This window comes from Enterobacter cloacae complex sp. SYL003, assembly GCF_049236925.1.
In the GTDB taxonomy this organism is placed as follows: Bacteria; Pseudomonadota; Gammaproteobacteria; order Enterobacterales; family Enterobacteriaceae; genus Enterobacter; species Enterobacter intestinihominis.
In genome coordinates this window covers 1-21,762 of record NZ_JBMKJK010000003.1, presented here as the reverse complement: position 1 = coordinate 21,762, position 21,762 = coordinate 1, and the positions used below count along the sequence as shown (strand labels likewise).

The following is a 21,762-nucleotide window of genomic DNA, read 5'->3' as shown; positions in this document are numbered from 1 at the left end:
ATGAGTAGTAAAGAACAGAAAACGCCTGAGGGGCAAGCCCCTGAAGAAATTATCACGGAACAGCACGATGAAGTTGAGGCAGTAGAGCCAGACACGTCTGCTGAGCAGGTGGACCCGCGCGATGAAAAAATTGCCAATCTGGAAGCTCAGTTGGTAGAAGCGCAGAATCGCGAACGCGATGGCGTACTGCGTATCAAAGCGGAAATGGAAAACCTGCGCCGTCGTACCGAGCTGGATGTTGAAAAGGCGCACAAATTTGCGCTGGAGAAATTCGTCAACGAACTGCTTCCGGTGATCGACAGCCTGGATCGCGCGCTGGAAGTGGCGGATAAAGCTAATCCGGATAACGCGGCGATGATTGAAGGCATCGAGCTGACGCTGAAATCCATGCTGGATGTGGTGCGTAAGTTCGGTGTTGAAGTGATTGCCGATACGGATGTACCGCTGGATCCAAACGTTCACCAGGCCATTGCGATGGTGGAATCCGAAGACGTTGCTGCGGGTAACGTGCTGGGCGTGATGCAGAAAGGGTATACCCTGAACGGTCGTACTATTCGCGCTGCGATGGTGACCGTGGCGAAAGCGAAAGCGTAATTTGCCGACCCGTAGTGCCGGGTGGCGGCTTCGCCTTACCCGGCCTACAACATTACTCGGCGATACTTTCGCGTAAAGGTTTAACGGGCAGGACCTTCACCTGCTTAATCATGTTGTCCTGAACGTCCAGAATATCAATATCATACTGCTCAATGCGCACGCGCGTGCCTGCCGCCGGGATCTCTTCCAGCGCTTCCAGGATCATTCCGTTCATCGTCCGCGCTTCGTCTTCCGGCAAATGCCAGTTAAACGCTTTATTGATTTCACGAATGTTGGCGCTGCCGTCGATAAGCACTGACCCGTCGTTTTGCGGGGTGACTTCTTCTGCAAGGGAAGGCGACATTGACGTGGTAAAGTCCCCGACAATCTCTTCCAGAATATCTTCGACCGTCACCAGTCCCTGTATGTCGCCGTATTCATCCACCACCAGACCGACTTTCTTCTTGTTTCGCTGGAACTTCACCAGCTGCGTGCTCAGCGGGGTGCCTTCCGGCACGTAGTAAATTTCGTCGGCGGCGCGCAGCATCACCTCTTTGGTGAACTCGTTTTTCTCAGTCATCAGACGATAGGCCTCGCGCACGCGCAGCATGCTGATGGCATCGTCGAGAGAATCGCGATAGAGGACGATACGCCCGTGCGGGGAGTGCGTCAGCTGGCGGACAATGGCCTTCCAGTCGTCGTTAATATCAATCCCGACGATTTCATTGCGCGGCACCATAATGTCGTCAACGCTGACCTTTTCCAGATCCAGCACCGACAGGAGCATGTCCTGATTGCGACGGGAGATCTGCGAGCGGGATTCGTTCACGATGGTACGCAGTTCGTCTTTGCTGAGCGCGCTGCTGATGGTGACGTCTGCCTTTATACCAACCATGCGCATCAGCACCCGTGTCACCATATTCAGCAGCCAGACCAGCGGCATCATCAGAATAAGCAGCGGTGCTAACAGGAAGCTGCTCGGGTAGGCGACTTTTTCCGGGTAAAGCGCCGCGATGGTTTTGGGTAGCACTTCCGCAAACACCAGTACCACAAACGTGAGCACACCTGTGGCAATCGCCACGCCTGCATTGCCGTACAGACGCATCCCGACGATGGTGCCCAGTGCAGAGGCGAGAATATTGACCAGGTTGTTACCGATAAGCACCAGGCTAATCAGACGGTCCGGCTTACGCAGAAGCTTTTCGACACGACGCGCGGCACGGTTACCCTGCTTGGCGCGATGACGTAACCGGTAGCGGTTCAGCGTCATCATGCCGGTTTCAGAGCCAGAGAAATAAGCGGAAATGACCACCATGATGACCAGAATGACGATCAGCGTGGTGGTAGAGATGTGTTCCAGGGGGAACTCCTTTTGTTACTTAGCCAGCAAATTGCTGTATGAAGCGGCTACCAAAATAGGCAAGCGTGAGAATGCCCGCACCCGCAACGTTGAACCAGACCACGCGACGACCGCGCCAGCCTTCATGATAATGGCCCCATAACAGGACAATATAGACAAACCACGCGATGATGGAGAGGACCGCTTTATCGATATTCTCCACGCTGAACAGGTTCTTCATATAAAACAAGCCCGTGCACAGCGTCAGCGTCAGCAAAACCACGCCGACCTGGGTGATGTGGAACATCTTACGCTCAATCACCATCAGCGGCGGCATTTCATGGTTAAACGCCAGCTTTTTATTTTTCAGCTGGTAGTCGATCCAGGCGAGCTGCATGGCGTAAAGGGCGGCGATGATCAGCGTCGCGTAGGAGAATAGAGACAGGCCGATATGCACCAGCATCCCCGGCGTGGCTTCCAGATGGGTAATAAACTCATTGGGCATGAACGTGGCTAACGCCAGGTTGATCAGCGCAAAGGCGTAGACTATCGGCAGCAGCAGCCAGCCACGATTTTTAGACGCGACAATGGTCATGACCGTACAGATCATCAGGCTGACCAGCGAGCCGACGTTCAGCACGCTCAGATTTTGCACGCTGCCGTCGCCGGGAATGATGCGTGATTCCAGCGCAAACGCATGGCTAATCAGTGCGATCACTGCCGAAAGAATAGCCATGCGCCGCCAGCCGCTGTTTTTTTGCAGCAGGCCAGGAATGATCAGCGCGAGGCTGACAGAGTAGGCAACAAGGGCGATCAGTGCGAAAACAGGCATATAGGCGTCGACAGTTGTCTTAATAAGAAAGAGAAGCAGTATAACGTTACGTGACGCCTGCTCCAACCGTTGCATAACAACAAAGGCGCCTTCATGTTATACTCCGGCAAAATTCTGTGTATGTGTCGCCCAGGCGACCTAACGTTTCTACCCCAGGCGAGAGACAATGTTTGATAATTTAACCGATCGTTTGTCGCGCACGCTGCGCAACATCAGCGGCCGTGGACGCCTCACCGAAGAGAACATCAAGGAAACGCTGCGCGAAGTGCGCATGGCGCTGCTGGAAGCAGACGTTGCGTTGCCGGTCGTGCGTGATTTTATCAACCGCGTGAAAGAGAAAGCGGTTGGTCATGAAGTTAACAAGAGCCTGACTCCGGGTCAGGAGTTCGTCAAAATCGTCCGTAACGAGCTGGTTTCGGCGATGGGCGAAGAGAACCAGGTGCTTAACCTGGCGGCTCAGCCACCAGCCGTCGTGCTGATGGCGGGTCTGCAAGGTGCGGGTAAAACCACCAGCGTCGGTAAGCTGGGGAAATTCCTGCGCGAAAAGCACAAGAAAAAAGTGCTGGTGGTTTCGGCGGACGTGTATCGCCCGGCGGCGATCAAACAGCTGGAAACGCTGGCCGAGCAGGTTGGCGTAGACTTCTTCCCGTCCGACGTGGCGCAGAAGCCTGTTGACATCGTTAACGCGGCGCTGAAAGAGGCGAAGCTGAAATTCTACGACGTGCTGCTGGTGGATACCGCCGGGCGACTGCACGTTGACGAAGCGATGATGGACGAAATCAAGCAGGTTCATGCTTCTATCAATCCGGTAGAGACCCTGTTTGTTGTCGACGCCATGACCGGTCAGGATGCGGCGAACACCGCAAAAGCGTTTAACGAAGCCCTGCCGTTAACCGGCGTGGTGCTGACCAAAGTCGACGGCGACGCTCGCGGCGGTGCGGCGCTGTCTATTCGTCATATCACCGGTAAGCCAATTAAGTTCCTCGGCGTGGGCGAGAAAACCGAAGCGCTGGAGCCGTTCCACCCGGATCGTATTGCCTCCCGTATCCTCGGCATGGGCGACGTGCTGTCGCTGATCGAAGATATCGAAAGCAAGGTTGACCGCGCGCAGGCTGAAAAACTCGCCAGCAAGCTGAAAAAAGGTGACGGTTTCGATCTGACCGACTTCCTTGAGCAACTGCGTCAGATGAAAAACATGGGCGGTATGGCAAGCCTGATGGGTAAACTGCCGGGTATGGGGCAGATCCCGGACAACGTCAAATCCCAGATGGATGACAAAGTGCTGGTGCGTATGGAGGCAATCATCAACTCGATGACGCTGAAAGAGCGCGCGAAGCCAGAAATCATCAAAGGTTCCCGCAAGCGCCGTATCGCAGCCGGTTGCGGCATGCAGGTCCAGGACGTTAACCGCCTTCTGAAACAGTTCGACGACATGCAGCGCATGATGAAGAAAATGAAGAAAGGCGGCATGGCGAAGATGATGCGCGGCATGAAAGGCATGATGCCGCCCGGTTTTCCTGGGCGATAATCGCTTTTGAGATTGCTTTTTGCCCGAAAATGAGTAAAATTTTCGGGCTTTTAATATGACACCCGGGCTCCGTTCCTCGATGGGGCCCGGTTGTTTTATTCACACAAGAGGATGTTATGGTAACTATTCGTTTAGCACGTCACGGCGCTAAAAAGCGTCCGTTCTACCAGGTTGTTGTGACTGACAGCCGTAATGCACGCAACGGTCGCTTCATTGAGCGCGTTGGTTTCTTCAACCCACTGGCCTCTGGCGCAGAAGAAGAAACTCGTCTGGATCTGGATCGTATCGCTCACTGGGTTGGCCAGGGCGCTACTGTTTCCGATCGCGTTGCTACGCTGATCAAAGCAGCAAACAAAGCAGCTTAATCTGTCACGGTGGTCATGATGAGCAATAAAGCACCTGTTGAACCGATCGTATTGGGAAAAATGGGTTCTTGCTACGGTATCCGTGGTTGGCTCAGAGTGTTTTCCTCCACTGAAGACGCTGATAGCATTTTTGATTACCAGCCTTGGTTTATCCAGAAAGCCGGTAAGTGGGAAGAGGTCGAGCTGGAAAGCTGGCGTCACCACAATCAGGACATCATCATCAAGCTGAAAGGCATTGACGATCGTGATGCCGCGAATGCGCTGACTAATTGTGAAATTGTCGTGGATTCGTCGCAGTTGCCGCAACTGGAAGAGGGTGACTACTACTGGAAAGACCTTATGGGTTGCCAGGTAGTGACCACTGAAGGCTACAGCCTGGGGAAAGTCATCGACATGATGGAAACCGGGTCAAATGACGTTCTCGTCATTAAGGCAAACCTGAAAGATGCATTTGGCATCAAGGAGCGGTTGGTCCCGTTCCTCGATGGACAGGTTATCAAGAAAGTCGATCTCACTACTCAAACCATTGAAGTAGATTGGGATCCTGGTTTTTAAATTCTCCGGATAAACGGTAAAAGACGGCGCTATGTGGATTGGCATAATTAGCCTGTTTCCTGAAATGTTCCGCGCGATTACCGATTACGGGGTAACTGGCCGGGCAGTAAAGAATGGCCTGCTGAGCATCCAGAGCTGGAGTCCTCGTGACTTCACGCATGACCGGCACCGTACCGTGGACGATCGTCCTTACGGCGGCGGACCGGGGATGTTGATGATGGTGCAACCCTTACGGGACGCCATTCACACAGCAAAAGCCGCGGCAGGTGAAGGCGCGAAGGTGATTTATCTGTCACCTCAGGGACGCAAGCTTGATCAAGCGGGCGTGAGCGAACTGGCGACGAATCAAAAGCTGATTCTGGTCTGTGGTCGCTACGAAGGGATAGATGAGCGGGTAATTCAAACCGAGATTGACGAAGAATGGTCTATCGGCGATTACGTTCTCAGCGGTGGTGAGCTACCAGCAATGACGTTGATTGACTCCGTCGCCCGGTTTATTCCGGGGGTTCTGGGCCATGAAGCTTCGGCAACGGAAGATTCCTTTGCCGATGGATTGCTGGACTGTCCACACTATACTCGTCCTGAAGTGTTAGAAGGGATGGAAGTCCCGGCAGTGTTACTGTCTGGAAACCATGCCGAGATACGTCGCTGGCGTTTGAAGCAGTCGCTGGGCCGGACCTGGCTTAGAAGACCTGAACTTCTGGAAAACCTGGCTCTGACTGAAGAGCAAGCAAAGTTGCTGGCCGAGTTCAAAACCGAACACGCGCACCAGCAGCATGAACATGATGGGAAAGCGTAATACGCTCCCGAATATCAGTTTACCCAGGATAAGAGATTAAATTATGAGCAACATTATTAAGCAACTTGAACAAGAGCAGATGAAGCAGGACGTACCTTCCTTCCGTCCAGGTGACACCGTGGAAGTGAAAGTATGGGTTGTTGAAGGTTCCAAAAAACGTCTGCAGGCATTCGAGGGCGTGGTTATCGCTATTCGTAACCGCGGTCTGCACTCTGCATTCACTGTTCGTAAAATTTCCAACGGCGAAGGCGTTGAGCGTGTCTTCCAGACTCACTCTCCGGTAGTTGACAGCATTGCTGTTAAACGTCGTGGTGCTGTACGTAAAGCTAAACTGTACTACCTGCGTGAGCGTACTGGTAAGTCTGCTCGTATTAAAGAGCGTCTGAACTAAGATTCGCTTAAGCGACATCCTGTCAGAAAGGGCTGGCCGAAAGGCTGGCCCTTTTTTTATCCCATCGCACCTCTCGCGTTAACCCTTCCGTCATAAATCATTTACAATGTTCGCCTCTTGGGTGGAGGGTAAGTGGATAACGTACTGCATCAGCATAGCTGGAAACGCGCAGCGGCATTGACCGCGCTGTTTGCGATCCTGCTGATCGTCGTGGCGCCGCTGATCTCCGTCTCGCTGCAAAAAGATCCCATGAGCGCCATGCCGGGTATGCACCATGACATGAGCATGATGTCGATGGACGAGCATCATGGGGATATGCCGCATTCCATGCCAGTTGACCATGCGGAAGCTTGCGGCTACTGCGTGCTGTTAGCGCATGTGCCGGGCGTGATGCTGGCGCTTATCGTTCTGCTCAGCGTGGTGTTGCAGCGGCTGCGCATGAAGCCGCCTCGTCAGGCGGTCAGCCACTGGCACTTTTTCCCCTGGCTTTACCCCGATACCCGCGCGCCGCCGCGTCGGTCTGCTTTCTCCCTTTAAAACAAAATCACTCACTTTTTGCCTTAAAAAGGAAAAGTATGACTACCTGCACTCCGTGCGCGGCATGGGGAAACCTGCTGCGTCGCCTCCATTTCTATATCGGGCTGTTTGTTGGTCCGTTTATTTTCTTCGCAGCGCTGACCGGTACGCTGTATGTCGCCACGCCGCAGCTTGAAAATGCGCTGTACCATCATGCACTCCACACGGATGCCGTGGGTGAGGCGCAGCCTCTTGCTGCACAAATTGCCGCGGCCGAAAAGGCCGTGGGTTCAGCGCTGCGTTTACATGCTGTTCGTCCGGGATTGGAAGAGGGCGAAACGACCCGCGTGATGTTTGCCGACTCGGCGCTGGGTCCCTCCGAGCATCGGGCTATTTTTATTGATCCCGCCAGCCTTGAGGTTCGAGGGGATATGACCGTCTACGGCACCAGCGGGATTTTACCGCTGCGTCAGACTATCGATTATCTGCATACCTCGCTGATGCTGGGCAACCTCGGACGCCTCTATAGCGAGTTAGCCGCCTCGTGGATGTGGGTTGCTGCCCTGGGCGGGATCGCGCTGTGGTTCTATACCCGACCGAAGCGCCGTATTAACAATCGTTTCCAGAATCGTCGTCGCCTGCATGTGATCTTAGGTTGGACGTTACTGGCGGGAATGCTGCTGTTCTCAGTCACCGGGTTAACCTGGTCACAATGGGCCGGTGGCAACGTCGATAAGCTGCGTGCAGAGATGAACTGGCTGACGCCGCAGGTAAACACCACCCTTTCCGGTGCGCCGGAAATGATGGATGAACACGCCGAACATCGTGGTCATCACGGCGGAATGTCGATGCCTGAAATGCCTGTTGAACTGTCGCTTTTTGACAGCGTATTGCAGGCCGCCCGCCAGTCAGGAATTGATGCTAACAACGTTGAGATCCGTCCGGCAAGCAGTGTCGACCAGGCCTGGACGGTGACGGAAATCGATCGCCGCTGGCCGACGCAGGTTGATGCCGTTGCCGTGGACCCCCACTCTCTGAAGGTGCTGGACAGGACTCGCTTTGGGGATTTCCCGCTGATGGCTAAACTCACCCGCTGGGGCGTGGATTTCCATATGGGGATCCTGTTTGGTCTGGCAAATCAGCTGCTGCTCATCGCGTTTGGCGTTGCGCTGTGCGTGCTGATTATCTGGGGATACCGGATGTGGTGGATGCGTCGTCCTGCGACGTCAGCCGCGAACCCGGTACAGACGCTCTGTCAAAGCTGGCTGGCATTGCCGCTGTGGGGAAGGGGAGTGACGTTCATGATAAGCCTCCTGCTGGGGCTGGCGTTGCCGATAATGGGCGTCAGTCTGGCGGTATTTATCGTGATTGACTGGCTGCGCTGGCGAGCGGCTTCAGGCGTGTCGCTCGCCGGCACATCCGCTAAATAGCCTTAAGGCGTGCTGATAACTACCGCAACACGGCGGTTTTCAGCGCGCCCTTGCGCAGTACGGTTGCTGCTGAGAGGGTATTTTTTGCCTAAACCCCGCGTAGTGAGGTTGCTGCGCGGGATGTTCGCGCCCTTCGCCCAGGCATCCGCTACAACATTGGCACGTTTTAACGAAAGCGCTTCGTTGTAGCTCTCTTCGCCATAGTTATCCGTATGGCCGTCCATCCGGGCGTGATTCAGACCGGTTGCCGCCAGACGTGAGGCCATAGTCTGGATCTGCGTTTCACTTTCCGGACGCAGTCTGGCGTCATTTTTATCAAACAGGATCTTATCCGACAGGCCCAAGGACCAGTCGCCATTCAGTTCGTTAAAGCCGTAGGACTTCATGGCCGCGATTTGCTCTGGTGTGAATTTACCCTCCGGCGTCTGGCACCCGGACATAACCAGAGATGCCAGTAACAACGGCGCGATGTATCGCTTCAACATATCGTCTTCCTTTCAGGGTATTGTTTTCGAACGCTGGTTTTTGACCAGGTACATATTGCGATCGGCTTGCTCCAGTAATGCCTCGACGGAGGCATTTTCCCACGCCAGAGCAAAGCCAATGCTGAGTGACATTGATGCTGTGTGTCCGTTATGCAGATCAAACGGACGGATAAATTGCTGCGACAGCGCAGCGCAAATATATTCGACCTCACGCGCGGTGTGGACGCCATAAAGGATCATGGCAAACTCGTCGCCGCCAAGACGGTAAGACTGATGACGTTTTTCGCCAAATTCGACCATCCTTTTTGCGGCTTCGATCAGTACGCAGTCGCCCGCGGCATGGCCCCAGGTGTCGTTAATAAACTTGAAGTTATCACCGTCCAGGAAGAGCAGGGCAGAATTGGTCTTTGCCGAAGCGTCATTCATTAAGGCCGCAATGTTGTTGCGAAACGCGGCGCGGTTTGCAAGCCCCGTGAGCGGATCGTGCATGGCGGTACGCAACAGTTGAGCGTTTTTCGCCTGTAGCTTGAGCTGCCACTCTTCCATTTCATCCAGCAGGCTGTTGAAGTCTTCACCAAACTGGTGGAACTCTTCAATGCGGCCTTCCGTTACCCGGCGAGAGAAGTTGCGGTTGGTACGGACGTCATGCACAACGTCAGTGATGTTTTGCATTTCAACAACCATGCCATGATGTAGCGAGCGGGTGATGGTCAATGCGACGGCAGAGGCAAAAAGAATGCAGCCAGTGAGGACCGCAAATGAGAGCCAGATAAAGTGGCTAATCAGGCTGTCTCGTGCGGTCAGACGAATTTCGCCAATCACATTACCGTTATGTATGATGGGCTGTGCGACAGGAACAGGGAACAACCACCGGTTGACCAGCGCGCCCAGCGTGTCGGTATTATCCGCCGGGTTCCACGACCACCAGGCAAACCGTTTATGATGTGCATTTAGCACTTCCGCCACGGCAAATTGCCCCTGCTTGCCGAGGGTCGCCAGCGTTTCATTTGCCGCCACGGCATCGTTGAACACCAGAGAGGCCTCAAGGCTGTGGCTCATGGTGGCGCCGGTGAGTTCGAGGTTTTTTTGCGCGTATTGCTTTAATGTCACCACGGAAGCGAAACACAGCAGCAACCATATAAACGTCATCGTTATAATGACGCTTATCATGCTGATTCGCCGCAACGTTCTTTTAAACGTCGGACGCGGTGTTGGTGTGAATTCCTTATTCATGCTTCTTATTCCGAGCGAGCATTAATACATCCGGATTGACTCTTACGCCACTGCGCGTCAGCGCATCCAGATTTACGGAAAACCTGACCTTGTTGTGCTCTATTATCAGACAAAATGCGCTGCCAATAACGCATTCAGGATTTTGCTCTGACATTAATAGCAACGCCTGGCCCTGATATTGATTTATTATTTCCTGTTGTTTTGCCGGTGATTCGCTCCCGAAATAGAGGGCATCGCACCTTGCTGTGAGTGCTTCCCGATCGCTATGCACAATGACAGGACTATAGGACAACGGGTTATTTACATCTTCACTGCTGAGCGCCTGTCTGTAACGGGAAGAGGCATAAATACAGAGCTTAGGCTGGCCGGAAAGTGCTGGCCATCGGGTGTAGCTCACAATACCAGAAACAATCGAACGTACCGATTTATCCGTTTCCGTGAGCGAGCCTGCCCTTGCAGGGCTCACCAAAATGAAAAGCATTAGCGCCAGGGGGAGGTGAAGCAAAGCGATCAAGAATGCATTTCTCATCAGAATCCGCCAAACCGCCCCGGAAATAGATGCCCTTATGAATTTCCGGCAGAATACCATTCTTTCTCAAAGCCGTCATTATGTCAGAAATATCCCTGTCTTGACCTAAGCTAAATCTTACAGAGCACGATATTCAAAGTAATTTAGGCAGGCTCAATTAAGTCTGCTGGAATTCATACTTTTATTCATTTTTTGTTGCCAGGATTTATGTAGCCACGCAACTTTCCCTCAATTGACCCGAGGATAATTAAGCTAACGGCCAGCGCCTGGATAGCGTCCCTGGTGTGAGCGTAGACTGGCATTAAAAGCGTATGTGTAATTTTAAGTTTACGTTTTTAACCTGTAATTTGGCATATAGATGGCTACTGTAAAATAATCTGTACGAATTTTGGATTGAAATCTTTACTTGATGTGTTATCGTTGTGTCACCTCTTCGAGGAAAACCACTATCGCAAACGAGTTTTACAGGATCGCAATCATGCAAAAAGACGCGCTGAATAACGTACATATCACTGACGAACAGGTGTTAATCACCCCGGATCAACTGAAGGCGGAATTCCCGCTGAGCGTCGCGCAGGAAGCTCAGATTGAGCACTCTCGCCAGACCATTTCTGACATTATCGCAGGCCGCGATCCGCGCCTGCTGGTGGTATGTGGTCCTTGCTCCATTCACGATCCTGAAACCGCCATTGAGTACGCTCGTCGATTTAAAGCATTAGCGGAGGAGGTCAGCGATAGCCTCTATCTGGTGATGCGCGTCTATTTTGAAAAGCCACGTACAACGGTTGGCTGGAAAGGGTTGATTAACGATCCGCACATGGATGGCTCGTTTGATGTGGAAGCGGGCCTGAAGATTGCGCGTCGCCTGCTGGTGGAGCTCGTCAGCATGGGGCTGCCGCTGGCAACCGAAGCGCTGGATCCGAACAGCCCGCAGTACCTCGGCGATCTGTTTAGCTGGTCTGCGATTGGGGCGCGCACCACCGAGTCACAAACCCACCGCGAGATGGCGTCTGGCCTGTCTATGCCGGTTGGTTTTAAAAACGGTACCGACGGCAGCCTGGCCACGGCGATTAACGCCATGCGCGCCGCCGCCATGCCCCATCGTTTTGTCGGGATCAACCAGGCGGGCCAGGTATGCCTGCTGCAAACGCAGGGCAATCCGGACGGGCATGTGATCCTGCGCGGTGGTAAAGCGCCAAACTACAGCCCGGCGGATGTCGCGCAGTGTGAAAAAGAGATGGAACAGGCGGGACTGCGTCCGGCGCTGATGGTAGATTGCAGTCATGGTAATTCGAATAAAGATTACCGTCGCCAGCCTGCGGTTGCAGAATCTGTGATTGCACAGATTAAAGATGGTAACCGTTCAATTATCGGCCTGATGATTGAAAGTAATATTCATGAAGGCAATCAGTCATCGGAACAGCCGCGTAGCGCGATGAAGCCCGGCGTCTCGGTCACGGATGCTTGCATCAGCTGGGAAACCACTGATGCGCTACTGCGTGAGATCCACAAAGATTTGAACGGCCAGCTGGCGACGCGTCTGGCATAAGAGGATAGTTATGGTTGCTGAATTGACCGCATTACGCGATCAAATTGATGAAGTGGATAAGGCGTTGCTGGACCTGCTGGCGCGCCGCATGGCACTGGTTGCTGAGGTCGGCGAAGTTAAAAGCAAATACGGCCTGCCAATTTACGTTCCAGAGCGTGAGGCCTCTATGCTCGCCTCCCGCCGTAAAGAGGCACAGGCGCTGGGCGTTTCACCGGACTTAATTGAAGATGTCCTGCGTCGTGTGATGCGGGAATCCTATTCCAGCGAAAACGACAAGGGCTTCAAAACTCTCTGTCCGTCGCTGCGTCCGGTGGTGATTGTCGGTGGCGGCGGCCAGATGGGGCGTCTGTTTGAAAAAATGCTGACGCTTTCTGGCTATCAGGTGCGCATCCTGGAAAAAGAGGACTGGCCGCATGCGCCGGAACTCATGAAGGATGCCGGAATGGTTATCGTCAGCGTACCGATTCATGTGACGGAGCAGATTATCGCGAAACTTCCTCCGCTGCCGGAAGATTGCATTCTGGTGGATCTGGCGTCCGTTAAAAATGGCCCTCTACAGGCAATGCTGGCGGCGCACACCGGGCCCGTGCTTGGGTTACACCCGATGTTTGGCCCGGACAGCGGCAGCCTGGCGAAGCAGGTAGTGGTTTACTGCGACGGTCGTCAGCCGGAAGCGTATCAGTGGTTCCTGGAACAGATTCAGGTCTGGGGGGCACGTTTGCACCGTATCAGTGCGGTTGAGCACGATCAGAACATGGCGTTTATTCAGGCGCTGCGCCACTTTGCAACCTTCGCCTATGGTCTGCACCTGGCGGAAGAGAACGTTCAGCTTGAACAATTGCTGGCGCTTTCCTCGCCAATCTATCGTCTGGAGCTGGCGATGGTCGGGCGACTGTTTGCCCAGGATCCACAGCTTTACGCCGACATCATCATGTCGTCTGAAAATAACCTGGCGCTGATCAAGCGCTACTATCAGCGTTTTGGCGAAGCGATCACCTTGCTGGAACACGGCGATAAACAAGCGTTTATCGACAGTTTCCGTAAAGTGGAGCACTGGTTCGGTGATTACGCCACGCGGTTCCAGAGTGAAAGCCGCACGCTGTTGCGCCAGGCAAATGACAGTCGCCAGTAATCTGATGATGTATATACTAAAAGCCAGCAATGCTGGCTTTTTTCATTTTGGGGAATTGTCATGGCTGAACCGCAACTGCTGTTGAACTATACCGGGCATCTGCCCGAATGCCCGACGTGGAGTGCTGAAGAGAAGGCGCTCTACTGGGCGGATATTCTGGAAGGGGAGATTCATCGGTACCATCTGCCCACCGCGGAACACTCGGTGCTCTCATTCCATGAAGAAGTTGGGTGTTTTGCCCTGCGTGAACGCGGCGGATTTATCGTCGCGATGCGAAACGCCATCTGGCTGACCGATAAACACGGCCTGCTCCAGCGTAAGGTTTGCGATAACCCGTCCAACTCGCAGCTTGCACGCTTTAACGATGGAGGCACCGACCATCAGGGACGGTTTTATGCGGGCACGTTCTGGGGGCCGGGAGATTATAACGGCGCCATGTTGATGCGTATCGACAACGACCTGACACCGAAAGTGATCCAGTGCGATATTCAGGGGCATAACGGTTTAGCGTTTAGTCCTGACAAACGGTGGATGTTTACTTCTGATACGCCGAACGGTGTGATCTACCGTACGCCGCTTGATAAGCAGGGGGAACCCGGTAAGCGCGAAGAGTTTCGCCGTTTTAGCGAGGGAGAGGGTATACCCGACGGAGCGGCAATGGATGAGGAAGGCTGCTACTGGAGCGCACTGTTTGACGGCTGGCGTATCGCACGGTTTTCACCGCAAGGCGAACAGCTGGAAGAATACCGGCTGCCGGTACGCTGCCCGACAATGGTCTGCTTTGGCGGCGACGATATGAAAACGCTGTTTATCACCACCACGCGGGAAAATATGGAGGCGGAAGAGCTGGCGAAATACCCGCTTTCCGGTGCCATCTTCACCCTGCCTGTAAATGTGGCAGGGATGAAGAAAAGCCGCTTTATCGAACATTAAGCCGGATCGACCGGGACCACGTTTTCGCTCGGATAGCAGCCCAGTACTTTCATGGAGCGTGTGATCTCGCCCAGTTCGCGCAGGGCTTTCTGCATGGATGCAGACTCCAGGTTGGCCTGAACGTCGAGATAGAACATCTCTTCCCACGGGTTGCCATGTATTGGGCGGGATTCCAGCTTCGTCATGATCAGGTTGTGATTACGCAGCACCAGCAGCGCTTCAACCAGCGCACCCGCCTGCTGGCCGGTCGCCATCAGCAGGGTGGTTTTCGCCGGGACCTGGTCCGACACGTTGATGGCCTTGCGGGCAAGAACCACGAAACGGGTGATATTTTGCGTCTGGTTGGCCAGATTGCGTTCCAGCACCTGTAAGCCATACAGCGCGCCGCCCGCTTCGCTACCGAGTGCCGCGACGGCAGGAGAGTTTGCCTGCGCCACTTTTTCCATCGCCGCCGAGGTGCTTTCGGTGTACTCAATTTTCCAGTGCGGATAACGGTTCAGGAACTGGCTGCACTGCTGGAACGGCTGCGGGTGGCTGTACACCGTTTCGATCTGACTCAGATCGGTTGAGCCAGAGACCAGCACGCAGTGATCGATAGGAATAGTCAGCTCACCGACCAGCGACAGGCTGGTGTGCTGGAGCAGATCGTAAACATCGTTGATGGCGCCGGAACTGGTGTTCTCAATAGGCACCACGGCGTAATCTGCCTGGCCGGTTTCGACCTGGTTGAAGATGTCTGCAAATTTTGCACAACCGCTCTCAATGAACTCTTCGAAATGACGGGCTGCGTACTGGCGAGCCGCCAGGTGAGAATAAGAACCTTTCGGGCCGAGGAAAGCGATCCGAGCAGAGTGCGGGTTGGTTTTGTTCAGATGCTGCTGGAGCAGGGCCTGTTGCGTCAGAACGGAATCTTCAATGATGAGCTGGAACAGGCGGGTGATGTAGTGGGCATCAAGATGATGCGCTTTGCCGAGCTGTATCAACCGTTCCAGTAAATCACGCTCGCGATCGATATCGCGCACCGGCCGATGAGAATCCAGCTTGGCTTTGCCCACTTCAATGGCGAGCGCGCGGCGTTCTGCCAGCAGGGCCAGTAACTTTTCGTCGAGTGCACTGATTTTTACGCGTAAATCCAGGAGCGGGTTTTCCGGTGTCATAGTGTTGTCTGTCTCATTTTATCGTTATCAATAAAAAAGGCCTCCCGGTGTGGGAGGCCTTGTTGTTCGTCTTCGCATTCTTTATCACACGACGAAACGCCTCCCGGTCAGGGGAAGGTAAAAAAGAATGCGAAGAAAAACGGCGTCTGTTTCATTAGGTCATCCTGAAATTGATAGGGTTAAAGTACCTGTACTGTTTTGATCCTGTCAATAAAAAACGCGCCCGAAGGCGCGTTGTCGGTACACTCAATTTAAAGGATTACTCTTCTTCAACTTCTTCCGCGAAGCTGGCGTCTTTCACCGATGTTGTGGCGCGACGGGCTTCACCTTTGTGTTGCACTTTATTGAGCTGCCGTTCCAGCTTGTTGATCAAATCGTTAATTGCGGTGTACATATCCTCGTGTTTAGCGCTGGCGACCAGATGGCCGTTTGGAGTATTGATAGTTGCATCAGCGACGAAACCCTGCGGCTCCTTGGACAGGATGATATGTGGATTAATCAAATGTGTTTGCCATTTATCCAGTTTGGCGAGACGGTCTGCGACGTGCTGGCGGATTGCCGGAGTAATTTCCATTTGTTTACTGGTAATGTTCATTGTCATAAATTTTACCTCTTGTCTTTCCGTCTTGGTGATTCCAGCATACCCGACCTAATGTCAAAATGTGTGATTTAGATCACGTTATTTTGTCGGTTTTTGTCAGGGAATCTTTTTTGTGAGGCAGGGCAGGAAGAGGTGAGATTTACCTTGTCGAAGCCAGCAATTGCGGTCATAGTTGACTGGATGTGTTGAAGCTAAACCGCTTCAGCGTAAGTCTGAAAGAATAAAAAAACGGCAGCCTGCGGGCTGCCGTTATGCGTTGTAGCGGTATCAGGTGTTGCTGCTGTTCGCGGCGATGATTTTCGCCACTTTGTCAGCCTGAGCCGTCATCTGCATCTGGCGATACGCATTCTCCATCAGCTTCAGGCCATCACGCGTGGCCTGGGTATCCGGATAATCACGCAGCATGCCTTCTACACGGTTAACCACGGCAACCCATGCGCCACGGCGGGTGTAGTATTCCGCAACGGAGTACTCGTATTTCGCCAGACGATCTTTCAGGAACACCAGACGCTTAGTGGCATCGGTAATGTACTGGCTGTTCGGGTAGCTACGCACCAGTTTGGAGAAGTCATTGAAAGCATCACGCGCATGTTGCGGGTCACGGTCAGAACGATCCACCCCGAAGAAGCCCTGCAATGCACTGTCATCCAGCGCCATGTTAGTCAGGCCGCGCATGTACATCACGTAATCGATGTTAGGATGGGTAGGGTTCAGACGCATGAAACGATCGATCGTTGCCTGAGCCAGCGGCAGATCGGCATTTTTATAGTAGGCGTAGATCAGATCTAACTGTACCTGCTGTGAATACGGACCAAACGGATAGCGATTATCCAACGCTTCCAGTTGCGTTATCGCCTGTTTCCAGTTACCGTCCTGCAACTTTTGTTGTGCAGTCGCATAGATTTCATTCGGCGGATTGTCAGGGACCTGTTCATTCGAACCGGAGCAGCCCACCAAAGCCAGGCTCAACGTGGCCGCTGCCACCAGATATTTCATGCGCGTCATGACGTTTTGACTTTCCTCAAATGTTTGTCCGGGAGAAACTCAGTTCCTGCTCCCGATTAAGACCAGCTACAATAGCACACTATATTAAACGGCAAAGCCGTAAAACCCAACGTTAAACGAAGAAGCAGTTTATGGCACAACGAGTAGAACTCACCGCAACAGTCTCCGAAAATCAGCTCGGTCAACGCTTAGATCAGGCTTTGGCCGAATTGTTCCCTGATTATTCGCGTTCACGTATAAAAGAATGGATCCTTGACCAGCGCGTGCTGGTAAACGGCAAGATCTGGGACAAACCAAAAGAGAAAGTGTTTGGTGGGGAAGCTGTCGCCATCAATGCTGAAATCGAAGAGGAAGTCCGCTTCGAGCCGCAGGATATCCCGCTGGATATCGTCTACGAAGATGACGATATTCTGGTCATCAACAAACCGCGTGACTTTGTCGTCCATCCGGGCGCGGGTAATCCTGACGGTACGGTACTTAACGCACTCCTTCATTATTACCCGCCGATAGCTGACGTACCGCGTGCCGGTATCGTTCACCGTCTGGATAAAGACACCACGGGTCTGATGGTGGTGGCGAAGACGATCCCCGCCCAGACTCGACTGGTGGAATCTTTGCAGCTGCGCGAAATCACCCGTGAGTATGAAGCGGTGGCGATTGGTCATATGACCTCTGGCGGCACGGTGGAAGAGCCGATTAGTCGTCATCCAACCAAGCGTACGCATATGTCCGTGCACCCGATGGGTAAACCGGCGGTAACCCACTACCGCATCATGGAACATTTCCGTATTCATACGCGCCTGCGTCTGCGTCTGGAAACCGGGCGTACTCACCAGATCCGCGTGCACATGGCGCATATTACCCATCCACTGGTGGGTGACCCTGTTTACGGCGGTCGTCCGCGTCCACCAAAGGGCGCATCGGATGAATTCATCTCCGTGCTGCGTAAATTCGATCGCCAGGCGCTGCATGCGACGATGCTACGTCTTTACCACCCAATCACCGGAATTCAGATGGAATGGCATGCGCCTATCCCACAGGATATGGTGGAACTTATCGACGCGATGCGCGCAGATTTCGAAGAACATAAGGATCACGTGGACTGGTTATGACCAAACTGATTGTCCCGGAGTGGCCGCTGCCTGAAGGCGTGGCCGCCTGTAGCTCGACCCGTATCGGTGGCGTGAGCCAGGGTGCGTGGGCGTCTTTGAACCTCGGTGCGCACTGTGGCGATAACCTGGAGCACGTCGAAGAGAACCGTAAACGTCTGTTTGCTGCGGGAAACCTTCCTTCAAAACCGGTCTGGCTTGAGCAGGTGCACGGTAAAGCGGTGCTGAAGCTTACGGGTGAGCCCTATGCGTCTAAACGCGCCGATGCTTCGTACAGCAATACGCCGGGAACGGTTTGCGCGGTGATGACCGCTGATTGCCTGCCGGTGTTGTTTTGTAACCGTGCCGGTACGGAGATTGCAGCAGCGCATGCGGGCTGGCGTGGCCTGTGTGAAGGCGTGCTGGAAGAGACCGTTGCCTGCTTCCAGGACGATTCTGCAAATCTCATCGCCTGGCTTGGCCCGGCGATTGGCCCGCAGGCATTTGAAGTGGGGCCTGAGGTTCGGCAAGCTTTTATGGAAAAAGATCCTCAGGCGGTTAATGCGTTTGTGGCATCCGGCGATAAATATCTGGCCGATATTTATCAGCTTGCCCGCCAGCGCCTTAATAATGTCGGCGTGACCCAGATCTTCGGCGGCGATCGCTGTACATTCACCGAAAAGGGTGATTTTTTCTCCTGGCGCCGTGACAAGACGACAGGCCGTATGGCAAGTTTCATTTGGCTGATATAACCTAAAGAATCAAGACGATCCGGTACGCGCCGTTTTCTTTTCACATAATTCAGGTTATTAACCTTGAATAATTGAGGGATGACCTCATTTAATCTCCAGTAGCAAATTTGACCTGTTATGGGAGGAGTTATGCGTCTGGATCGTCTTACTAATAAATTCCAGCTTGCTCTCGCCGATGCCCAGTCCCTCGCACTGGGGCACGACAACCAATTTATCGAACCTCTTCATTTAATGAGCGCCTTGCTGAATCAGGAAGGGGGATCGATACGTCCTTTGTTAACGTCCGCTGGCATTAATGCCGGCCAGTTACGCACCGCCATCGATCAGGCGCTGAGTCGTTTACCGCAGGTAGAAGGTACCGGTGGCGACGTACAGCCGTCACAGGATCTGGTGCGTGTACTGAACCTTTGCGACAAGCTGGCGCAAAAACGTGGGGACAACTTTATTTCGTCAGAGCTGTTTGTTCTGGCGGCGCTTGAATCACGCGGTACCTTAACCGACCTGCTGAAATCCGCCGGTGCAACCACCGCTAATGTGACCCAGGCGATTGAGAAAATGCGCGGAGGTGAAAGCGTGAACGACCAGGGAGCCGAAGACCAACGTCAGGCTTTGAAAAAATTTACGGTCGATCTGACCGAACGTGCCGAGCAGGGCAAACTTGACCCGGTAATCGGTCGCGACGAAGAAATTCGCCGGACTATTCAGGTACTGCAACGCCGTACCAAAAACAACCCGGTGCTGATTGGTGAGCCTGGCGTCGGTAAAACCGCCATCGTTGAAGGGCTGGCGCAGCGTATCGTTAATGGCGAAGTGCCCGAAGGGCTGAAAGGCCGTCGCGTACTGGCGCTGGATATGGGCGCGCTGGTGGCCGGGGCGAAATACCGCGGTGAATTTGAAGAGCGTCTGAAAGGCGTGCTGAACGATCTGGCGAAACAGGAAGGCAACGTCATCCTGTTTATTGACGAACTGCACACTATGGTGGGGGCAGGTAAAGCTGACGGCGCAATGGATGCAGGGAACATGCTGAAACCTGCGCTGGCACGTGGTGAACTTCACTGCGTCGGTGCCACTACGCTGGACGAGTATCGTCAGTACATTGAAAAAGATGCCGCGCTGGAGCGACGCTTCCAGAAGGTGTTTGTCGCAGAACCAAGCGTTGAAGATACCATCGCGATTTTGCGTGGTCTGAAAGAGCGTTATGAGCTGCACCATCATGTGCAGATCACTGACCCGGCCATCGTTGCGGCGGCGACGCTTTCGCATCGTTACATTGCCGACCGGCAGTTGCCGGATAAAGCCATCGACCTTATCGATGAAGCGGCGTCCAGCATCCGTATGCAGATTGACTCGAAACCGGAAGAGCTGGACCGACTCGATCGCCGCATTATTCAGCTCAAGCTGGAACAGCAGGCATTGAACAAAGAGTCTGATGAAGCGAGTAAGAAACGCCTCGATATGCTCAACGAAGAGCTGGATGAGAAAGAGCGTCAGTATTCTGAGCTGGAAGAAGAGTGGAAAGCTGAGAAAGCCTCCCTCTCTGGCACCCAGACAATCAAGGCGGAGCTGGAGCAGGCGAAAATTGCCATTGAGCAGGCGCGTCGCGTAGGGGACCTGGCGCGGATGTCCGAGCTACAGTACGGCAAGATCCCTGAGCTGGAAAAACAGCTTGAGATCGCCACGCAGTCGGAAGGCAAAACCATGCGTCTGTTGCGTAATAAAGTGACGGACGCCGAGATTGCCGAAGTGCTGGCGCGCTGGACGGGGATTCCTGTAGCTCGCATGATGGAAAGTGAACGCGAAAAACTGCTGCGTATGGAGCAGGATCTGCATCAGCGCGTCATTGGCCAGAACGAAGCGGTCGAAGCGGTATCTAACGCCATTCGTCGTAGCCGTGCGGGGCTATCCGATCCGAATCGACCCATCGGCTCGTTCCTGTTCCTGGGGCCAACCGGTGTCGGTAAAACCGAACTGTGTAAAGCGCTGGCTAACTTTATGTTCGACAGCGATGACGCGATGGTGCGTATCGATATGTCCGAGTTTATGGAGAAACACTCTGTCTCGCGTCTGGTCGGTGCGCCTCCGGGATATGTCGGTTATGAAGAGGGCGGTTACCTGACGGAAGCGGTTCGTCGTCGTCCTTATTCCGTCATCCTGCTGGATGAAGTGGAAAAGGCTCATCCTGACGTGTTTAACATTCTGTTGCAGGTGCTGGATGATGGACGCCTGACGGACGGGCAGGGAAGAACGGTCGATTTCCGTAACACGGTGGTGATCATGACCTCGAACCTGGGTTCCGATTTGATTCAGGAACGCTTCGGTGAGCTGGATTACAGCCATATGAAAGATCTGGTGCTGGGTGTGGTCAGCCAAAACTTCCGTCCGGAGTTCATCAACCGTATTGATGAAGTGGTCGTGTTCCATCCGCTGGGTGAGAAACACATTGCGTCGATTGCGCAGATCCAGTTGCAGCGTCTGTACAAGCGTCTGGAAGAGCGTGGGTATGAAATCCACATCTCGGATGATGCGCTGAAACTGCTGAGCGAGAATGGTTACGATCCTGTTTATGGCGCGCGTCCGTTAAAACGTGCAATCCAGCAGCAGATCGAAAACCCGCTGGCGCAGCAAATCCTTTCCGGGGAGCTGGTTCCGGGCAAAGTTATCCGTCTGGAAGCCAACGAAGACCGAATTGTGGCAGTGCAGTAAGTCACAAAACGCAAAAACGGGCCGCTTGCGGCTCGTTTTTGTTTAAAAACCAGGCAAGAATTAAGGTCTGAGATGTGTTTTGCCTGGAAAATGAGCAGTCAGTAAATAATTTTCACTTTGCACTTGCAGCCTCAGAAGAACTCCCTATAATGCGCCTCCACTGACACGGAACAACGGCACGCACGCCGCCGGGTCAGCAGAGAAAAGCAAAATAAACGCTTGACTCTGAAGCGGGAAAGCGTAATATGCACACCCCGCGCCGCAGCG

General features: G+C 53.6%; 23 protein-coding genes and 1 other annotated feature. Of the genes, 14 read left to right on the top strand and 9 right to left on the bottom strand.

The window, feature by feature from the left end; all coding sequences use genetic code 11:
• Positions 1-594: a nucleotide exchange factor GrpE gene (gene grpE / locus ACOT1A_RS04595; RefSeq protein ID WP_003863126.1), complete on the top strand. Its 594-nt coding sequence runs from the start codon at positions 1-3 to the stop codon at positions 592-594.
• 52 nt (positions 595-646) lie between these two features.
• Here grpE and ACOT1A_RS04590 read toward each other — a convergent pair whose 3' ends face one another.
• Positions 647-1,933, bottom strand: coding sequence for an HlyC/CorC family transporter (locus ACOT1A_RS04590; protein ID WP_026094274.1), 1,287 nt, complete (start codon positions 1,931-1,933; stop codon positions 647-649).
• Between the two features lie 19 nt (positions 1,934-1,952).
• Entirely contained in the window at positions 1,953-2,744 is a 792-nt protein-coding gene (locus tag ACOT1A_RS04585; protein ID WP_014832951.1) for a cytochrome C assembly family protein, read from the bottom strand.
• Positions 2,745-2,910: 166 nt separating this feature from the next.
• Here ACOT1A_RS04585 and ffh point away from each other — a divergent pair, with 166 nt between their 5' ends.
• The 7 genes from ffh (at position 2,911) to ACOT1A_RS04550 (ending at position 8,328) form a co-directional block, all read left to right on the top strand.
• A complete protein-coding gene (gene ffh, locus ACOT1A_RS04580) occupies positions 2,911-4,272 on the top strand; it encodes a signal recognition particle protein (RefSeq protein WP_003863132.1) in 1,362 nt (453 codons plus the stop codon).
• 116 nt (positions 4,273-4,388) lie between these two features.
• On the top strand, positions 4,389-4,637 hold the full coding sequence (gene rpsP / locus ACOT1A_RS04575; protein WP_022649067.1) for a 30S ribosomal protein S16: 249 nt from the start codon (positions 4,389-4,391) through the stop codon (positions 4,635-4,637).
• Positions 4,638-4,652: 15 nt separating this feature from the next.
• Positions 4,653-5,192, top strand: a complete 540-nt coding sequence (rimM, locus tag ACOT1A_RS04570; RefSeq protein ID WP_003863136.1) for a ribosome maturation factor RimM — start codon at positions 4,653-4,655, stop codon at positions 5,190-5,192.
• A gap of 31 nt (positions 5,193-5,223) precedes the next feature.
• A complete protein-coding gene (gene trmD, locus ACOT1A_RS04565) occupies positions 5,224-5,991 on the top strand; it encodes a tRNA (guanosine(37)-N1)-methyltransferase TrmD (RefSeq protein ID WP_003863138.1) in 768 nt (255 codons plus the stop codon).
• A gap of 43 nt (positions 5,992-6,034) precedes the next feature.
• Complete coding sequence (rplS, locus tag ACOT1A_RS04560; RefSeq protein ID WP_002914145.1) at positions 6,035-6,382, top strand: 50S ribosomal protein L19; 348 nt, start codon at positions 6,035-6,037, stop codon at positions 6,380-6,382.
• 132 nt (positions 6,383-6,514) lie between these two features.
• A complete protein-coding gene (locus ACOT1A_RS04555; protein WP_022649065.1) occupies positions 6,515-6,919 on the top strand; it encodes a DUF2946 domain-containing protein in 405 nt (134 codons plus the stop codon).
• 38 nt (positions 6,920-6,957) lie between these two features.
• On the top strand, positions 6,958-8,328 hold the full coding sequence (locus ACOT1A_RS04550; protein ID WP_276169971.1) for a PepSY-associated TM helix domain-containing protein: 1,371 nt from the start codon (positions 6,958-6,960) through the stop codon (positions 8,326-8,328).
• Positions 8,329-8,330: 2 nt separating this feature from the next.
• On the opposite strand, the gene ACOT1A_RS04545 is transcribed toward ACOT1A_RS04550, so the two are convergent.
• From ACOT1A_RS04545 to ACOT1A_RS04535, 3 genes are read right to left on the bottom strand one after another with little or no spacing between them, the layout of a single operon-like run.
• Positions 8,331-8,813, bottom strand: coding sequence for an OmpA family protein (locus ACOT1A_RS04545; protein WP_045308388.1), 483 nt, complete (start codon positions 8,811-8,813; stop codon positions 8,331-8,333).
• A 12-nt stretch (positions 8,814-8,825) separates the two neighbouring features.
• The gene (dgcN, locus tag ACOT1A_RS04540; protein ID WP_199009209.1) at positions 8,826-10,046 is read right to left on the bottom strand and encodes a diguanylate cyclase DgcN; all 1,221 of its coding nucleotides are present in this window, start codon (positions 10,044-10,046) and stop codon (positions 8,826-8,828) included.
• Entirely contained in the window at positions 10,039-10,575 is a 537-nt protein-coding gene (locus ACOT1A_RS04535) for a YfiR family protein (RefSeq protein ID WP_276169972.1), read from the bottom strand. The genes dgcN and ACOT1A_RS04535 overlap by 8 nt, the downstream gene beginning before the upstream one ends.
• 478 nt (positions 10,576-11,053) lie before the next feature.
• Here ACOT1A_RS04535 and aroF point away from each other — a divergent pair, with 478 nt between their 5' ends.
• From aroF to ACOT1A_RS04520, 3 genes are read left to right on the top strand one after another with little or no spacing between them, the layout of a single operon-like run.
• Positions 11,054-12,124, top strand: a complete 1,071-nt coding sequence (gene aroF / locus ACOT1A_RS04530) for a 3-deoxy-7-phosphoheptulonate synthase AroF (protein ID WP_006811632.1) — start codon at positions 11,054-11,056, stop codon at positions 12,122-12,124.
• A gap of 10 nt (positions 12,125-12,134) precedes the next feature.
• Positions 12,135-13,256: a bifunctional chorismate mutase/prephenate dehydrogenase gene (gene tyrA / locus ACOT1A_RS04525; protein ID WP_022649060.1), complete on the top strand. Its 1,122-nt coding sequence runs from the start codon at positions 12,135-12,137 to the stop codon at positions 13,254-13,256.
• 60 nt (positions 13,257-13,316) lie between these two features.
• Positions 13,317-14,189 carry an SMP-30/gluconolactonase/LRE family protein gene (locus tag ACOT1A_RS04520; protein WP_155024331.1) on the top strand — a complete coding sequence of 291 codons (873 nt, stop codon included), beginning with the start codon at positions 13,317-13,319 and terminating at the stop codon, positions 14,187-14,189.
• Here ACOT1A_RS04520 and pheA read toward each other — a convergent pair.
• The 4 genes from pheA to bamD form a co-directional block, all read right to left on the bottom strand.
• Positions 14,186-15,346, bottom strand: coding sequence for a bifunctional chorismate mutase/prephenate dehydratase (gene pheA / locus ACOT1A_RS04515; protein WP_023306733.1), 1,161 nt, complete (start codon positions 15,344-15,346; stop codon positions 14,186-14,188). The genes ACOT1A_RS04520 and pheA overlap by 4 nt on opposite strands.
• Positions 15,347-15,376: 30 nt before the next feature.
• Positions 15,377-15,502, bottom strand: a sequence feature (Phe leader region).
• Entirely contained in the window at positions 15,454-15,501 is a 48-nt protein-coding gene (gene pheL, locus ACOT1A_RS04510) for a pheA operon leader peptide PheL (RefSeq protein ID WP_100229775.1), read from the bottom strand. Its footprint overlaps the feature before it by 48 nt.
• 103 nt (positions 15,503-15,605) lie before the next feature.
• The gene (raiA, locus tag ACOT1A_RS04505; protein WP_006811628.1) at positions 15,606-15,947 is read right to left on the bottom strand and encodes a ribosome-associated translation inhibitor RaiA; all 342 of its coding nucleotides are present in this window, start codon (positions 15,945-15,947) and stop codon (positions 15,606-15,608) included.
• A gap of 267 nt (positions 15,948-16,214) precedes the next feature.
• The gene (gene bamD, locus ACOT1A_RS04500) at positions 16,215-16,952 is read right to left on the bottom strand and encodes an outer membrane protein assembly factor BamD (RefSeq protein ID WP_003863164.1); all 738 of its coding nucleotides are present in this window, start codon (positions 16,950-16,952) and stop codon (positions 16,215-16,217) included.
• Positions 16,953-17,083: 131 nt separating this feature from the next.
• Here bamD and rluD point away from each other — a divergent pair, with 131 nt between their 5' ends.
• From rluD to clpB, 3 genes are all read left to right on the top strand, one after another.
• The gene (gene rluD / locus ACOT1A_RS04495) at positions 17,084-18,064 is read left to right on the top strand and encodes a 23S rRNA pseudouridine(1911/1915/1917) synthase RluD (protein ID WP_022649057.1); all 981 of its coding nucleotides are present in this window, start codon (positions 17,084-17,086) and stop codon (positions 18,062-18,064) included.
• Positions 18,061-18,792, top strand: a complete 732-nt coding sequence (gene yfiH / locus ACOT1A_RS04490) for a purine nucleoside phosphorylase YfiH (protein ID WP_023298396.1) — start codon at positions 18,061-18,063, stop codon at positions 18,790-18,792. Before rluD ends, yfiH begins: the two co-directional genes overlap by 4 nt.
• Before the next feature lie 129 nt (positions 18,793-18,921).
• A complete protein-coding gene (gene clpB / locus ACOT1A_RS04485; protein ID WP_022649055.1) occupies positions 18,922-21,495 on the top strand; it encodes an ATP-dependent chaperone ClpB in 2,574 nt (857 codons plus the stop codon).
• Positions 21,496-21,762 lie beyond the last annotated feature (267 nt).

Excerpts from the sequence above, each read along its gene's own strand:
- grpE (WP_003863126.1), top strand. The coding sequence starts at position 1 with ATGAGTAGTAAAGAACAGAAAACGCCTGAGGGGCAAGCCCCTGAAGAA.
- ACOT1A_RS04585 (WP_014832951.1), bottom strand. The coding sequence starts at position 2,744 with ATGCCTGTTTTCGCACTGATCGCCCTTGTTGCCTACTCTGTCAGCCTC.
- ffh (WP_003863132.1), top strand. The coding sequence starts at position 2,911 with ATGTTTGATAATTTAACCGATCGTTTGTCGCGCACGCTGCGCAACATC.
- rpsP (WP_022649067.1), top strand. The coding sequence starts at position 4,389 with ATGGTAACTATTCGTTTAGCACGTCACGGCGCTAAAAAGCGTCCGTTC.
- rimM (WP_003863136.1), top strand. The coding sequence starts at position 4,653 with ATGATGAGCAATAAAGCACCTGTTGAACCGATCGTATTGGGAAAAATG.
- trmD (WP_003863138.1), top strand. The coding sequence starts at position 5,224 with ATGTGGATTGGCATAATTAGCCTGTTTCCTGAAATGTTCCGCGCGATT.
- rplS (WP_002914145.1), top strand. The coding sequence starts at position 6,035 with ATGAGCAACATTATTAAGCAACTTGAACAAGAGCAGATGAAGCAGGAC.
- ACOT1A_RS04550 (WP_276169971.1), top strand. The coding sequence starts at position 6,958 with ATGACTACCTGCACTCCGTGCGCGGCATGGGGAAACCTGCTGCGTCGC.
- ACOT1A_RS04545 (WP_045308388.1), bottom strand. The coding sequence starts at position 8,813 with ATGTTGAAGCGATACATCGCGCCGTTGTTACTGGCATCTCTGGTTATG.
- dgcN (WP_199009209.1), bottom strand. The coding sequence starts at position 10,046 with ATGAATAAGGAATTCACACCAACACCGCGTCCGACGTTTAAAAGAACG.
- ACOT1A_RS04535 (WP_276169972.1), bottom strand. The coding sequence starts at position 10,575 with ATGAGAAATGCATTCTTGATCGCTTTGCTTCACCTCCCCCTGGCGCTA.
- aroF (WP_006811632.1), top strand. The coding sequence starts at position 11,054 with ATGCAAAAAGACGCGCTGAATAACGTACATATCACTGACGAACAGGTG.
- tyrA (WP_022649060.1), top strand. The coding sequence starts at position 12,135 with ATGGTTGCTGAATTGACCGCATTACGCGATCAAATTGATGAAGTGGAT.
- ACOT1A_RS04520 (WP_155024331.1), top strand. The coding sequence starts at position 13,317 with ATGGCTGAACCGCAACTGCTGTTGAACTATACCGGGCATCTGCCCGAA.
- pheA (WP_023306733.1), bottom strand. The coding sequence starts at position 15,346 with ATGACACCGGAAAACCCGCTCCTGGATTTACGCGTAAAAATCAGTGCA.
- raiA (WP_006811628.1), bottom strand. The coding sequence starts at position 15,947 with ATGACAATGAACATTACCAGTAAACAAATGGAAATTACTCCGGCAATC.
- bamD (WP_003863164.1), bottom strand. The coding sequence starts at position 16,952 with ATGACGCGCATGAAATATCTGGTGGCAGCGGCCACGTTGAGCCTGGCT.
- rluD (WP_022649057.1), top strand. The coding sequence starts at position 17,084 with ATGGCACAACGAGTAGAACTCACCGCAACAGTCTCCGAAAATCAGCTC.
- yfiH (WP_023298396.1), top strand. The coding sequence starts at position 18,061 with ATGACCAAACTGATTGTCCCGGAGTGGCCGCTGCCTGAAGGCGTGGCC.
- clpB (WP_022649055.1), top strand. The coding sequence starts at position 18,922 with ATGCGTCTGGATCGTCTTACTAATAAATTCCAGCTTGCTCTCGCCGAT.